This window comes from Salegentibacter chungangensis (genome assembly GCF_042678405.1).
Lineage (GTDB): Bacteria > Bacteroidota > Bacteroidia > Flavobacteriales > Flavobacteriaceae > Salegentibacter_A > Salegentibacter_A chungangensis.
This window is the reverse complement of the sequence record NZ_JBHTLI010000003.1, coordinates 270,842-284,310: the sequence shown is the minus strand read 5'-3', so window position 1 is coordinate 284,310 and position 13,469 is coordinate 270,842. Positions and strand designations below refer to the sequence as shown.

The 13,469-nt window shown below is 42.8% G+C and carries 12 protein-coding genes; 5 read left to right on the top strand and 7 right to left on the bottom strand.

Annotated features, from left to right (window positions below; translation table 11 throughout):
- Positions 1 to 96: 96 nt before the first annotated feature.
- Entirely contained in the window at positions 97 to 2,949 is a 2,853-nt protein-coding gene (gene gcvP / locus ACFQ3Q_RS13875) for an aminomethyl-transferring glycine dehydrogenase (RefSeq protein WP_380746851.1), read from the bottom strand.
- A 132-nt stretch (positions 2,950 to 3,081) separates the two neighbouring features.
- On the opposite strand from gcvP, the gene ACFQ3Q_RS13870 reads away from it, so the two are divergent.
- Positions 3,082 to 3,903 (top strand): hypothetical protein, encoded by an 822-nt coding sequence (locus ACFQ3Q_RS13870; protein ID WP_380746849.1) that lies wholly within the window; start codon positions 3,082 to 3,084, stop codon positions 3,901 to 3,903.
- Here the strand turns inward: ACFQ3Q_RS13870 and ACFQ3Q_RS13865 are convergent.
- The 5 genes from ACFQ3Q_RS13865 to ACFQ3Q_RS13845 form a co-directional block, all read right to left on the bottom strand.
- The gene (locus tag ACFQ3Q_RS13865) at positions 3,884 to 4,144 is read right to left on the bottom strand and encodes a hypothetical protein (protein WP_380746847.1); all 261 of its coding nucleotides are present in this window, start codon (positions 4,142 to 4,144) and stop codon (positions 3,884 to 3,886) included. The genes ACFQ3Q_RS13870 and ACFQ3Q_RS13865 overlap by 20 nt on opposite strands.
- A gap of 2 nt (positions 4,145 to 4,146) precedes the next feature.
- Positions 4,147 to 4,698: a sigma-70 family RNA polymerase sigma factor gene (locus ACFQ3Q_RS13860; protein ID WP_380746845.1), complete on the bottom strand. Its 552-nt coding sequence runs from the start codon at positions 4,696 to 4,698 to the stop codon at positions 4,147 to 4,149.
- Positions 4,699 to 4,873: 175 nt separating this feature from the next.
- Positions 4,874 to 6,904 (bottom strand): M3 family metallopeptidase, encoded by a 2,031-nt coding sequence (locus ACFQ3Q_RS13855; protein ID WP_380746843.1) that lies wholly within the window; start codon positions 6,902 to 6,904, stop codon positions 4,874 to 4,876.
- 230 nt (positions 6,905 to 7,134) lie between these two features.
- Positions 7,135 to 7,620 carry a 5-(carboxyamino)imidazole ribonucleotide mutase gene (gene purE, locus ACFQ3Q_RS13850; protein WP_380746841.1) on the bottom strand — a complete coding sequence of 162 codons (486 nt, stop codon included), beginning with the start codon at positions 7,618 to 7,620 and terminating at the stop codon, positions 7,135 to 7,137.
- Between the two features lie 5 nt (positions 7,621 to 7,625).
- A complete protein-coding gene (locus ACFQ3Q_RS13845; protein ID WP_380746839.1) occupies positions 7,626 to 8,786 on the bottom strand; it encodes a 5-(carboxyamino)imidazole ribonucleotide synthase in 1,161 nt (386 codons plus the stop codon).
- 119 nt (positions 8,787 to 8,905) lie between these two features.
- On the opposite strand from ACFQ3Q_RS13845, the gene hpt reads away from it, so the two are divergent.
- The 4 genes from hpt (at position 8,906) to ACFQ3Q_RS13825 (ending at position 11,689) form a co-directional block, all read left to right on the top strand.
- The gene (gene hpt, locus ACFQ3Q_RS13840) at positions 8,906 to 9,439 is read left to right on the top strand and encodes a hypoxanthine phosphoribosyltransferase (protein ID WP_380746837.1); all 534 of its coding nucleotides are present in this window, start codon (positions 8,906 to 8,908) and stop codon (positions 9,437 to 9,439) included.
- Position 9,440: 1 nt separating this feature from the next.
- Positions 9,441 to 10,013 (top strand): adenylate kinase, encoded by a 573-nt coding sequence (locus ACFQ3Q_RS13835; protein WP_380746835.1) that lies wholly within the window; start codon positions 9,441 to 9,443, stop codon positions 10,011 to 10,013.
- A gap of 60 nt (positions 10,014 to 10,073) precedes the next feature.
- Complete coding sequence (gene obgE / locus ACFQ3Q_RS13830) at positions 10,074 to 11,081, top strand: GTPase ObgE (RefSeq protein ID WP_380746833.1); 1,008 nt, start codon at positions 10,074 to 10,076, stop codon at positions 11,079 to 11,081.
- 86 nt (positions 11,082 to 11,167) lie between these two features.
- Complete coding sequence (locus ACFQ3Q_RS13825; protein ID WP_380746831.1) at positions 11,168 to 11,689, top strand: DUF4136 domain-containing protein; 522 nt, start codon at positions 11,168 to 11,170, stop codon at positions 11,687 to 11,689.
- Positions 11,690 to 11,789: 100 nt separating this feature from the next.
- On the opposite strand, the gene ACFQ3Q_RS13820 is transcribed toward ACFQ3Q_RS13825, so the two are convergent.
- On the bottom strand, positions 11,790 to 13,466 hold the full coding sequence (locus tag ACFQ3Q_RS13820) for an OmpA family protein (protein WP_380746829.1): 1,677 nt from the start codon (positions 13,464 to 13,466) through the stop codon (positions 11,790 to 11,792).
- Positions 13,467 to 13,469 lie beyond the last annotated feature (3 nt).

Here is a 13,469-nt window from a genome sequence, read left to right as displayed (position 1 = left end):
TTCCCGAAATTAACTTAAGGAGGCCTGATGTAGTATGAGTTTAAACAAAAAGAGGGGTACAAAAAGCACCCCTCTTTTTTGTGAAATTAATGAAACCTAAGCTTCCATATATTCTTCAATGGGAGGGCAGGTACACATTAGGTTCCTGTCTCCAAAGGCTTCGTCCACTCTTCTTACGCTTGGCCAGAACTTATTGTCTGCAAGGTAATCCAGAGGGAATGCCGCTTTTTTCCTAGTGTAAGGGAATTCCCAAGTATCGGAAGTAAGCATTTGAGCGGTATGCGGTGCATTTTTGAGAATATTGTTCTCATCTTCAGCCGAGCTGGTCTCTTCAATTTCCTGACGGATAGAGATAAGTGCATCACAGAACCTGTCCAGTTCAGCCTTGCTCTCACTTTCGGTAGGTTCTATCATCATAGTTCCTGCAACCGGGAAAGAAACGGTAGGCGAGTGGAAGCCGTAATCTATCAGCCTCTTGGCGATATCCACAACCTCAATTCCTTTGGCTTTAAACGGACGGCAGTCAAGGATCATTTCGTGAGCTGCACGGCCTCTTTCTCCTGAATATAAGGTTTTGTAATGCTCATTCAGTCTTTCCTTTATGTAATTGGCGTTAAGGATAGCATATTCTGTAGACTTCTGAAGCCCTTTACTTCCAAGCATCTTTATATATCCGTAAGAGATAAGGCAAACAAGGGAAGACCCCCAAGGCGCAGATGAAATAGCACCAATGGCCTGTTCCCCGCCGGTTTTGATCACCGGGTTACCCGGAAGGAATGGAACAAGCTGTTGCGCAACACAAATAGGCCCTACACCAGGTCCTCCGCCCCCGTGAGGGATAGCGAAAGTTTTGTGAAGGTTCAGGTGACAAACATCAGCTCCAATAACCCCTGGGTTGGTCAGTCCAACCTGGGCGTTCATATTGGCTCCATCCATATAAACCTGTCCACCGTTATCGTGAATGATCTGTGTGATCTCTCTAATTGCTGATTCGAAGACTCCGTGTGTTGAAGGATAGGTAACCATCAGCGCAGCAAGATTGTCTTTATGCTTAATGGCCTTTTCTCTAAGGTCGTCAACATCTATGTTCCCGTTTTCGGAGGCTTTGGTCACCACAACCTTCATTCCGGCCATAACCGCTGAAGCAGGGTTGGTACCGTGAGCTGAAGACGGGATAAGGCAAATGTTACGATGCTTTTCTCCTCTGGATTCGTGATAAGCTCTTATGGCTAAAAGTCCGGCATACTCACCTTGTGCTCCTGAATTGGGTTGAAGCGAGGTAGCTGAAAATCCTGTGATCTCGGCAAGCTGCTTTTCAAGTTCTTTAAGAACGATCTGGTAACCCGCTGCCTGCTCTACCGGCACAAAAGGGTGAATGTTCCCCCATTGCGGATTGCTTAACGGAAGCATCTCTGATGCAGCATTAAGTTTCATCGTACAGGAACCAAGCGAGATCATCGAATGATTCAAAGAAAGGTCTCTGCGTTCCAGTTTCTTGATATAACGCATCAGTTCGGTTTCCGAATGATAAGCGTTGAATACCTCGTGGGTAAGGAAATCTGTTTTTCTTGCAACTTCAGCCGGAATGGCCTCTTCTTTTGCTAATTCCTTTATTCTTCCTGCTTCCTTTCCGCTTAATTGAGCGAAAACAGCAATGATATTATTTATATCCTCGGGAGTAGTGGTTTCGTTTAAAGAAATAGCCACGGTGTCTGCATCGGGATAGTAGAAGTTGATCTCGGCAGCTTCGGCGATCTCTTTTACTGAAAAGGCGTTGGCTTTTACCTGGATGGTGTCAAAGTAAGCCGAATTCAGCTGCTCAAAGCCAAGGGCTTTTAATTCTTTTTCAAGGCTTACCGCAGAACTGTGTACCGTATCGGCAATATACTGGAGGCCTTTTGGACCGTGGTAAACAGCATACATCCCTGCCATTACGGCAAGAAGCACCTGTGCGGTACAGATGTTAGAAGTTGCCTTGTCTCGTTTAATGTGTTGCTCCCTGGTTTGAAGGGCCATCCTTAAAGCGTGATTGCCGTCAAGGTCTTTGGTTACCCCTATAATTCTTCCCGGGAGGTTTCTCTTATAAGCCTCTTTTGTTGCGAAGTATGCGGCGTGCGGCCCTCCATAACCTAGCGGGATACCAAAACGCTGCGTGGTTCCAACAACCACATCTACCCCAAGTTCTCCCGGAGCCTGGAGTTTAACAAGGCTAAGGATATCGGCAGCAACGGCTACTTTTATTCCGGCTTCGTTAGATTTGGCAACAAAGTCTTTATAGTTGTAGACTTGCCCGTACTTACCAGGGTATTGCAATAATGCCCCGTAAAAACCTTCAGAGAAATCGAATTCTTCGTGATTGCCGATCACCAGTTCTATTCCCATAAAATCGGCCCTGGTTTGAAGCAGGGATATGGTTTGCGGAAGAACTTCTTCAGAAACGAAGAATTTATTTACGTCATTTTTCTTTTGCTTGCGGTCTCTAACGGCGTGCAATAAAGCCATAGCTTCGGCTGCCGCGGTAGATTCATCTAAAAGAGAAGCATTGGCTATTTCCATTCCGGTAAGGTCGCTTACCATAGTCTGGAAATTCAGCAGGGCTTCAAGTCTTCCCTGGGCGATTTCTGCCTGGTAAGGGGTGTAGGCGGTATACCATCCCGGATTCTCAAGAATATTCCTTTGAATTACCGCCGGCAGGATCGCCTGGTGATAGCCTAAGCCGATATAGGTCTTAAAAACCTTGTTTTTTGCAGCCAGTTTCCCGATGTGTTCAGCATACTGGTTTTCGCTAAGTGCTTCCGGTAAATTTAAAGGAGATTTTAAACGAATATCGTCAGGAATGGTTTCGTAAATCAATTGTTCCAACGAATCTACACCAATAGTGTCTAACATTGCCTTAAGATTAGTCTCTTTAGGGCCAATGTGGCGTAGTGCAAAAGAATCTGTTCTCATCAAATTATAGTTGTGTTTTTGGTGCTGCGAAATTACATATTTTAAACGTAATTTTTTAGTAATTAGAGGTTCAGTCTTGTTAAGATTTCAGAGGAAATTATCAGGCCCGTTTTTTATGCATAATTTAGCGCTATGAAGTTTCTGGAAAAAGTTCTGGGTCTGTATATAAGCAGCAGCATACATGTGGCTCTGGCCGTGGTTTCCTTAAGCCTGATTAGTTTGCTGGAATTCGGTTTGGCAATAGATATAAACCTGCTTGCGTTTATTTTCCTGGCCACGATCACCGGATATAATTTCGTGAAGTATTCCGGGGTGGCAAAACTTCATCATATAAGCCTTACCAGAAACCTGCGTTTTATTCAGGTATTTTCACTCATCTGTTTTTTACTACTTGTCTATTTTTCTTTTTTGCAGGAGGCTGAAGTGATCTATGTAGCCATCACTATGGGGCTGCTTACGGCCTTTTATACCCTGCCAATATTGAAAGGCGGACTTAACCTCAGGAATCTGGAAGGAGTAAAGATCTTTATCATTGCATTTGTTTGGGCTGGGACAACTGCTGTAATGCCACTCATTACTGAAAATGTAGCTGCTGCAGATGTAATTCTGATCTTTTTTCAGCGTTTGTTGTTCATTGTGGCCCTAACGCTGCCGTTTGAAATTCGGGATGTAAGGTTCGATGATGTGTCTCTAGGGACAATTCCCCAACAGCTGGGTGTGAAAAATACTAAAAGACTCGGCTTTATACTGCTTGCTGGAATGTGCTTTCTGGAGATTTTTAAATCTCAATTCAGTGTTGTGAATTTATGGGCTATGGTACTTGCTGCTTTAATTTCAGGTATCTTTATAAAAAAGGCGAGAACCCATCAGCACGAATATTATTCTTCATTATGGGTAGAGGCGGTGCCGATCTACTGGCTGGGAATCTGGTTAGTTATACACTATTGGATTTAGAAAGCTCATTTTCTATCTTTTTTCGCCACTGCTGTTTTTCCTCTTCCGGGCAGGGTTTAAGATTGGCTTTCCTGATGAGTTTGGTGAGTTTGGTGTTTTTCTTGGTATAATTCTGGCATCTTTCACAAAAAAACCTGTGAAGACGCATCTTTAATTTCTCTATTCTGCTTGCCTCGTTATACTGGGCCTTGTCACAACAATTGGCAGCTTTAGAACAGTCTATAAAAAAATTTCTTAGCATAATTAAAACCAGTTTTTCTCTAAACATTCAGCAAGAGCCGTACGGGCCCTGTGTATTATCACCCAAAGGTTAGACGGGGTGATATTAAATTCATTACACACAGCTTCAGTATCTGCCCCTTCAATTGTCTTCATCTTGAAAATGGCTGCGTGCTTTTCATTTATCTGGTCGAGACATTCTAAAATAGCCAGGCCCAGTTCAGTATTTTCCATTTCGTCTTCGGCCGTCCTGTCAAAATTATCGGCAACCTGTTCCTCAAGCCAGTCCCCGCTATTGTAGTCATCAGAATAGTTTACGCGAACCTCTGCCTTTCCTTTCTGCGAATTAATCTTCCGGTAATAGTCTATGATCTTTCGTTTAAGGATCGAGATCAGCCAGGTGCGTTCACTGGCCTGTCCCTTAAAGTTATTCATAGATTTTAAACCTGCCAAAAAAGTTTCTGAAATTAGGTCGTTAGCAACCTCACGGTCGTTCACGCGAACAATCGTGTAGTTGAATAAATAATCTGAGTATTTATCAACCCATTTGGTTGGATCTAATTTTGGCTTCGACATGTTTTTGAGAAAAGGTCTTTATCAAAAATAGGAAAACAATTCAGTTTAAAAAGTTATAGAAACGATAAGATTTATAGTGGTTTTGAAAGGATTTTCCCTGAAAAAGAATATCTGTATCCGGAAAAATACACATTGCCGGATACAGATATGTATAAAAACTAAATAAAGGCTGAACCTATTTCTTGATAAGGCCGGCTCTTTTAAGTAAAGCATCGGGGTGAGGTTCTTTTCCTCTGAAGCGTTTATATAGGGTCATTGGGTGCTCGGTGCCACCTTTTGTTAGAATGTTATCCTTGAATTTAGTGGCGATCTCCCTGCTGAAGATCCCGTTTTCCTGAAAATATTCAAAGGTATCGGCATCCAGTACTTCTGCCCATTTATATGAATAGTAACCTGAAGAATAACCTCCCTGGAAAATATGTGAAAATGCTGTGCTCATACAGTTCTCTGGTACATCAGGGTAAAGTTTGGTAGGTTCGAAAGCTTTATCTTCGTGAGCTTTTACATCATTTATGCCGGTTGGGTCTATAGCGTGCCAGCTAAGGTCCAGCAGCCCGAAGCTAAGCTGTCTAAGAGTGGCCATTCCTTCGTGGAAATTGGCCGATTCCTTGATCTTTTCAACCAGTTCCATCGGGATCACTTCTCCTGTTTTGTAATGTTTGGCAAAAAGCTGTAAGGCTTCCTTTTCATAACACCAGTTTTCAAGCACCTGGCTTGGAAGCTCAACAAAGTCCCAGTAAACGTTAGCTCCGGAGAGGCTTGGGTAAGTAGTGTCTGCAAGCATCCCGTGCAGGGCGTGGCCAAATTCGTGGAACAGCGTGGTCACCTCATTGAAGGTAAGTAAAGAGGGTTCTTTTTCTGAAGGTTTAGTGAAGTTGCATACTATGGAAATATGCGGACGCTCATTTTTACCGTTCTCTACGTATTGCGGTTTGTAACCCGTCATCCAGGCGCCATCCCGTTTCCCCGGTCTCGGATGAAAATCGGCATAAAAGGTCGCGACCTCGTTGTTGTTTTCGTCACTTACCTTAAAGGTTTTGACATCCGGATGATACTTGTCGATATTGTTTACCTCGTTGAACTGAAGGCCGTATAATTTTCCGGCTACCGTGAAAACGCCGTCAATAACATTTTCAAGCTTGAAGTAGGGTTTCAGCTTTTCATCATCAAGATTGAACAGCTTTTGCTTCAATTTCTCTCCATAGAAAGCCGAATCCCATTTCTGAAGCCGGTCTATGCCACCGGTTTCTTTCGCGAAACCTTCAAGCTCTTTGAATTCTTTTTCGGCTGCCGGTTTTGCCTTTTCCAGCATATCTTCTAAAAACTTGATGACCTTTTCCGGTGTTTCAGCCATTCGTTCTTCCAGGACAAAATGAGCGTGAGTTTCAAAGCCTAAAAGATTTGCGCGCTTGTGGCGAAGTTTCACGATCTTCAGTACATTTTCCTGGTTGTCCAGTTCATCATTGTGAAAAGCCTTAGACCCGAAAGCCAGCAACATTTTTTTGCGTAATTCCCTGTTCTCTGCATACTTCATAAAAGGCAAAAAGCTCGGATATTCTAGGGTGAAGATCCAGCCTTCCTTATTTCGGCTTCTGGCAAACCCGTGCGCTTCTTCTTTAAAGCTTTCGGGCAGACCTTTAAGGTCTTCTTCATTAGTTAGGTGAAGTTCAAACTTATTGGTTTCAGCCAGGACATTTTCCCCGAATTTAAGGCTAAGGGAAGAGAGTTCTTTGTCGATGTCCCTTAATTCCTGCTGTTTCTCATCAGGTAAATTAGCGCCGTTTCTTGAAAAGGCCTTGTATTTTCTATCCAGAAGTGTTGCCTGCTCTGTGTTGAGGTCCAGTTCATCTTTCTTTTCGTAGATGCTTTTTATTCTTTTGAAAAGATCCTTGTTAAGGATCACATCATTTCTGAATTCTGATAATAAAGGGGAGACCTCCTGCGCGATCTTTTGTATTTCCTGGTTGGTTTCGGCAGAATTCAGGTTGAAAAAGATACTGGTCACCCTGTCCAGCTGTTTTCCCGAGAACTCAAGAGCCTCGACCGTATTTTTAAAATCGGGAGCTTCGGCTGAGTTTGCGATCTCTTCAATTTCTTTTCTTGCCTGCTCTATAGATGCAGTTATGGCGGGCTTAAAATGCTCATCCTTTATCTTGGAAAATGGCGCATATTCAAACTCTTCTAATAGTGGGTTATTCGATTTCATTTCTTAAACAATTCTTAATTAACGTTTTTGAGAAGTTTTTTAGCTCAAAAACTAATTTTTTTAAAAAAATATGTATATTTCGGCTTCGTTATCCGACTATTATAGCAAAAACATAAAGGAATGTAGTGACTTTTAAAGTTTTTCTGGGTTAATATTTAGAATGGTTAATAAATTATATTCACAGACTGAAAGTTATCTACTAAAAAGCCACGCAACAGCGTGGCTTTTGTTTATTTATTAAGGCTCTTGGCGCCTTCTATCACTTTCTGTTTTAATCCCTCTTTATAAACCACAATTTTATCCTGAATGCATTTATCTGTAGCCCCTATAATTTGTGCTGCCAGGATCCCTGCGTTTTTGGCTCCGTTTAAAGCTACAGTTGCCACCGGAACGCCTCCCGGCATTTGAAGTATGGAAAGTACAGAATCCCATCCGTCTATGGAATTGCTGGATTTTACAGGAACTCCAATTACAGGAAGAGGGGAGAGGGAAGCAAGCATCCCGGGAAGATGAGCGGCTCCGCCGGCCCCGGCTATGATCACCTGAATCCCTTTTTCGTGAGCTGTTTTGCCGAAATCAAATAGTTTTTCGGGAGTGCGATGGGCAGAAACAATATCCACTTCTACCTCAATATCAAACCCCTTTAAGATCTCTATCGCATCCTCCATTACGGGCATATCGCTGGTGCTACCCATAACTACTGCTACTTTTGCCATAATCCTTATGTTTTGCTAATTACTTTTATACTGTTTTTTACTTTTTCGGCTATTTTCCTGGCTTCAGCCAGGTCTTTGTTCACTATGGTCACGTGGCCCATTTTCCGGAACGGGCGGGTGATCTTCTTACCATAAATATGAGGGGTTACCCCATCCATCTTCATAATTTCCTCGATGTTCTGGTATACCACCTCGCCGGTATGGTTTTCATCACCCACTAAATTTACCATAATTCCGCCAACTTTGCTGTCGGTATTTCCGAGCGGGAGATCAAGGATAGCTCTTATGTGCTGTTCGAACTGGTTGGTGTAACTGGCTTCTATACTGTAATGACCACTGTTGTGAGGCCTTGGAGCCACTTCATTTACCAGGATCTCGTCTTCCTGTGTCTGGAACATTTCTACGGCTAATAGTCCTACGTGTTCAAATGCTTCGGAAACCTTTTTGGCAGTTGCTCTTGCTTTCTGAGCAACTTTATCATCGATCCTTGCAGGGCAAAGCACATATTCCACCTGGTTAGCGGTGGGGTGAAATTCCATTTCAACTACCGGGTAGGTGCGTACTTCTCCCGAAGCGCTTCGTGCCACGATAACCGCAAGTTCATTTTTGAAGGGGATCATCGTCTCGGCAATACATTCCGAATCATCAAGTCCGTCAAGGTCTTCTGCCTTTTTAATGACCGATACTCCTTTGCCATCATATCCTCCCGTGGTGCTTTTCCATACAAATGGAAGGCCAACCTTTTCCGTTTTTACAGCTTCGGTAAGCGCCTCCAGGTTATCAAATCTTTCGAAAGCAGCAGTAGGAATGTTATTATCTATGTAGAATTGCTTTTGAATTCCCTTATTCTGGATCTTTTTAAGTGTATCAGCCGAAGGATAGGTTTTAATTCCTTCTTTTTCGAGCTGAGCCAGGGCTTCCACATTTACGCCTTCTATCTCAAAGGTGAGCACGTCCACTTTTCTTCCGAAGTTAAGGACTGTCTCGAAATCCATAAGATCGCCCTGTTCAAAATGATCGCAGGCGATCCTGCAGGGCGCTTCGGCGTTAGGATCTACAACATTAGTCTGAATATCATATTTCCGGGTCTCGTAAAGCATCATCTTTCCCAGCTGACCGCCGCCGAGGATCCCTAATTTAAAATCTGAAGAAAAATAATTGACCATAAAATTTCGGTTTACGCAAAAATAAATTTTTAAGGCGTAATGCGCTATTATTCTTAGACAAATCTGGCACTGCCAGTAATTAAGAATCCTTATCTTTGCGTTTCTAAAAAATTATAGTTTTGATTCAGTTACACGATTTACAATTTGAACCTTACCTTTCAGAGAAAGAAATCAATGAAGCCATAGACAAGCTTGCCGAGCAGTTGAACCGGGATTACGAGGGTGATACCCCGGTATTCCTTGGGGTTCTTAACGGAGCATTTATGTTCGCTTCAGAAATCATCAAGAGGTTTAAAGGAGATTGTGAAGTAAGTTTTGTGAAGCTCGGTTCTTATGAAGGAACCCGGTCTACAGGAGATGTAAAAACCCTTTTAGGGCTGAATCAATCTTTGAAAGGCAGAAGGGTGGTGCTTATTGAGGATATTGTAGATACAGGGAATACCCTCGAAGAGATCAATGAGATCCTGAAAAAAGAAGGGGTGGCCGATTATAAGGTACTTACTTTATTCTTTAAACCTGAAGCTTATAAGAAATCGATCAAAATAGATTACAAGGGAATGGAAATTCCCAATAAATTTATAGTGGGGTACGGACTTGACTACGATGGTCTGGGCCGAAATCTTACTGAAGTATATAAACGCAAAGAACAATAACATGACAAATTTGGTGCTGTTTGGCCCTCCCGGAGCCGGCAAAGGAACACAGGCAACAATCTTAAAAGACAAGTACAACCTAATTCATATTTCTACAGGAGATGTATTTCGTTTCAATATCAAAAATGAAACGGAACTTGGGATAAGTGCAAAAGCTTTTATGGATAAAGGGCAATTGGTACCCGATGAAGTTACGATTAAGATGCTTAACGCCGAAGTTGATAAAAATGAAGGCGCTGAAGGATTTATCTTTGACGGATTTCCCAGAACGGAGGCCCAGGCCGAGGCTTTAGCTGCGCTCCTGGAGCAAAAAGGTACCGAAGTTAGCGCAATGATAGCTCTTGAGGTTGACGATGAGATCCTTGTGGAGCGTTTGCTTGAAAGAGGAAAGACCTCTGGAAGGCCCGATGATGCCGATGAGAAAGTTGTACGCAACAGGATCAGTGTTTATTATGAAGAAACGGCTATCCTTAAGGAATACTATAAAAAGCAGGGGAAATACTACGGTGTAAACGGAGTAGGTTCCATAGAAGAGATCACTCAGCGATTGAGTGATGTGATCGATAAGCTGTAATTACCGATCGGAAATTTTCTGCGGAAGACTGCAGAAGATCAATTTTACTAAAAGAAGAATATGACTGAAGGGAATTTTGTTGACTACGTAAAGATTCACGTTTCTTCCGGGAACGGAGGTAGCGGATCATCGCATTTGCATCGCGAGAAATATATCACCAAAGGTGGGCCTGATGGCGGAGACGGTGGTCGTGGTGGTCACGTGATCATTAAAGGAAACAAAAACCTTTGGACCTTATTTCATTTGAAGTTTAAAAGGCACGTAAGAGCCGAGCACGGTGGTAATGGCGGGAAACAACGCAGCACCGGTGCCGATGGTTCAGATGAGTATATAGAAGTGCCATTGGGTACCGTAATCAGGGATACCGATACCCAAAAACCAATTTTTGAGATCACGGAAGACGGCGAAGAGTACGTGGTGGCTGAAGGTGGAATGGGAGGCCGTGGAAACTGGCATTTCAAAAGTTCTACAAATCAGACTCCTCGTTATTCACAGCCCGGAATCGATGGGAAAGAGGTGGATATCACCCTCGAATTGAAGATCCTTGCCGATGTTGGGCTTGTAGGTTTTCCAAATGCGGGAAAATCGACCCTGCTTTCTGTGATCACTGCGGCTAAGCCCAAGATCGCCGATTATGAGTTCACTACCCTTAAGCCAAATCTTGGGATCGTAAAGTATCGTGACTTTAAAACCTTTGTGGTTGCCGATATTCCCGGGATTATTGAAGGAGCAGCTGAAGGGAAGGGAATAGGACATCGTTTCTTAAGGCATATTGAGAGAAATTCCACACTTTTGTTCCTTATTCCTGCAGATGCAGATGATATCACCAAACAATACGAAATTCTTCTTGACGAATTAAGGCGTTATAATCCGGAAATGCTGGATAAGGATCGCCTTATAGCGATTTCGAAGAGCGATATGCTGGACGATGAACTTAAGGCCGAATTGAAGCAGGAGCTTGATAAGAACCTTGGAGCTCCATATATTTTTATTTCTTCAGTCGCTCATCAAGGGCTAACAGAACTTAAGGACAGGCTTTGGGAAATGCTCAATAAGAAGCCTGAATAATTTCAATTATATTCTGGGATAGTTTTTGCGTAATTTAGTAGAAAGCCATCGGCTTTTGGTTTGTGAATTACGTAAAAACTCATCCTATGAAGATCTTCAAAACTTTACTTATTTGTCTGGTGCTTGCGTCCTGTAATGCGCCGAGCGCCGTATACGATTATGACCGGAAGGTCAATTTCAGTCAGTATTCTACCTATTCATTATTCCCGGACTTTAGATCCGGCTTAAGTCAGCTGGATGAAGGAAGGCTTATCGAAAGCCTTGACTCTGCCCTTAAAAGTAAAGGCTTTTCAAGAGGTGATGATGCCGGCATCTATGTGAATGTTTATTCCGAAGAATTTATTCAGAATAGCGGTAATCGCGTGGGTGTTGGAATTGGTGGTAGTGGTCGTAATGTTGGAGTAGGGGTTTCCGGAGGATTCCCTTTGGGCGGCCCCGATACCTATTTACGGCTTACCTTCGATTTTATTGATGTGGAAGATGATTCGCTTATCTGGCAGGCAGTGGTGGAGAGCAGGTTCGATAAGAATGCTTCTCCTGAAGAAAGAAGTGCTGTTTTTGATAAGATCGTTAAAAAGGCTCTGGAAGGCTATCCGCCAAAGAAGTGATCGATCTGAGCGAAAAGCCTGATGATATAAATTAAAAAAGCCCCTTTTTAAAGGGGCTTTTTCTTTTTGATTGGTTAGTTAGTGAATATACTAATTGAAATTAGTTTTCTTCATTGTTCTCCATCTCTTCACCTTCCATCTCTTCGGTAGCAGGCTCATCATCCATAATGGTGAACTCACTACGTCTGTTCTTAGCATACTGCTCTTCAGAGCACATTCTAGGCTTGGTACAGTCGTTAAGTGGCATACTTTCACCATAACCTTTAGAGGTTAGTCTTTCACGTTCTACACCGTGCTCTACAAGATACTCAAGGGTTGAAGCGGCACGTCTTTCAGAAAGATCCATATTGTACTTGTCAGTACCACGGGCATCGGCGTGAGATCCGATCTCGATGTTCAGTTCAGGATATTTCTTCATGATGTCAACCACTTTGTTAAGAGTTGGCTCGGATTCTGGTTTGATCGTAGCCTTATCGAAATCGAAGTAGATCTTACCAACATCTCTAAGTTGTTGTCTACCGGTTTCTGTATTGGTTTCTCTATCATCAAATTCTACAACCGGTGGCTCATAGTCTTCTCTTGTGAAAGAATAAAGGTTATCAGTTCCTCTTCTGTTTGAAGCAAGGTAACCTTTGTCCTCGTCAGCTTTCACAGCGAATGCGAAATCATCGTGAGCGCTGTTTACTGAAGCACCTAAGTTCTGAGCTTCGCTGAAGTCTCCTTCGCTGCTGTAAACATCAAGGTTTCCATAACCCATATGTCCGTCTGAAGCGAAATAAAGGATTCCGTCTTTACTGATGAAAGGGAACTGCTCACGGTGAGCTGTATTGATTCCGCTTCCAAGATTCTCGGGTTCTCCGTAAGTTCCGTCTTCATTTACGTCTACAACGTAGATGTCGAAAGATCCCATTGAACCAGGCATATCACTGGCAAAGTAAAGTTTAGAACCATCGGCACTAAGGCTTGGATGTTCAACAGAATATTCCTCGCTGGAGAAGGGAAGTTTTTCGATGTTGGTCCATTCGCCGTCTACCATTTCTGCACGGTAGATGCTAATGTGAGCAACCTTCATTCCTTCTTCATTCTTAACTCTGTCTTCATTGGTACGGTCAAAATACATCACGTTTCCGTCTTCGCTGAAAGTAGCTGAACTTTCGTGAGAATCGGTGTTGATGTTTTCAGAGAAAAGCACTACATCGCTTAGCTCTCCGTCATCAGACATGTTTGCGCTGTAAAGATCAAGGGTTGGCTTGTTGTTCCAAGGGTAGATAGGACGCTCCTGGTTTCTTGTAGAAGCAAAAGCGATCTTATCTCCGTAGAAAGCAATCCCGAAATCTGCAGAAGCGCTGTTGTTCATCACCTGGTTAGTGGTGTATACGTGAGGAACTACAGTGTCCATTTTCTTGGTGAATTCCTCATAGTTTACATCATCCCCGGTATAAGCGCTCATATATTTATCAGCATCTTCATTTTCGCCTGTAGCTCTAAGAGCATTGGCGAATCTAAACTGGTATACAGGCTCTATATTCCCTTCGTGGCGAAGGAAAAGCAACCGGTAAATTTCGGCTGCATTTTCCATTTGGTTAGTGAAAAAGTAGGAATCTCCAAGATTCTGAAGAACTTCCTGGTTTTTATCCACTACATTTTCATAAGCATCAGCTGCGTCGATGTAGGCTCTTTGGGCGAAGAACTTATCGGCCTTCTTTATTTCAGAGCTCTGTGCGAACGCGGTAGCGCTTACTAAGAGTATTAAAAGTGTACTATATATATTTCTCATGTT

What these genes read in the sequence shown, in the direction of transcription:
- gcvP (WP_380746851.1), bottom strand. Translation starts at nt 2,949, where the DNA reads ATGAGAACAGATTCTTTTGCACTACGCCACATTGGCCCTAAAGAGACT.
- ACFQ3Q_RS13870 (WP_380746849.1), top strand. Translation starts at nt 3,082, where the DNA reads ATGAAGTTTCTGGAAAAAGTTCTGGGTCTGTATATAAGCAGCAGCATA.
- ACFQ3Q_RS13865 (WP_380746847.1), bottom strand. Translation starts at nt 4,144, where the DNA reads ATGCTAAGAAATTTTTTTATAGACTGTTCTAAAGCTGCCAATTGTTGT.
- ACFQ3Q_RS13860 (WP_380746845.1), bottom strand. Translation starts at nt 4,698, where the DNA reads ATGTCGAAGCCAAAATTAGATCCAACCAAATGGGTTGATAAATACTCA.
- ACFQ3Q_RS13855 (WP_380746843.1), bottom strand. Translation starts at nt 6,904, where the DNA reads ATGAAATCGAATAACCCACTATTAGAAGAGTTTGAATATGCGCCATTT.
- purE (WP_380746841.1), bottom strand. Translation starts at nt 7,620, where the DNA reads ATGGCAAAAGTAGCAGTAGTTATGGGTAGCACCAGCGATATGCCCGTA.
- ACFQ3Q_RS13845 (WP_380746839.1), bottom strand. Translation starts at nt 8,786, where the DNA reads ATGGTCAATTATTTTTCTTCAGATTTTAAATTAGGGATCCTCGGCGGC.
- ACFQ3Q_RS13835 (WP_380746835.1), top strand. Translation starts at nt 9,441, where the DNA reads ATGACAAATTTGGTGCTGTTTGGCCCTCCCGGAGCCGGCAAAGGAACA.
- obgE (WP_380746833.1), top strand. Translation starts at nt 10,074, where the DNA reads ATGACTGAAGGGAATTTTGTTGACTACGTAAAGATTCACGTTTCTTCC.
- ACFQ3Q_RS13825 (WP_380746831.1), top strand. Translation starts at nt 11,168, where the DNA reads ATGAAGATCTTCAAAACTTTACTTATTTGTCTGGTGCTTGCGTCCTGT.
- ACFQ3Q_RS13820 (WP_380746829.1), bottom strand. Translation starts at nt 13,466, where the DNA reads ATGAGAAATATATATAGTACACTTTTAATACTCTTAGTAAGCGCTACC.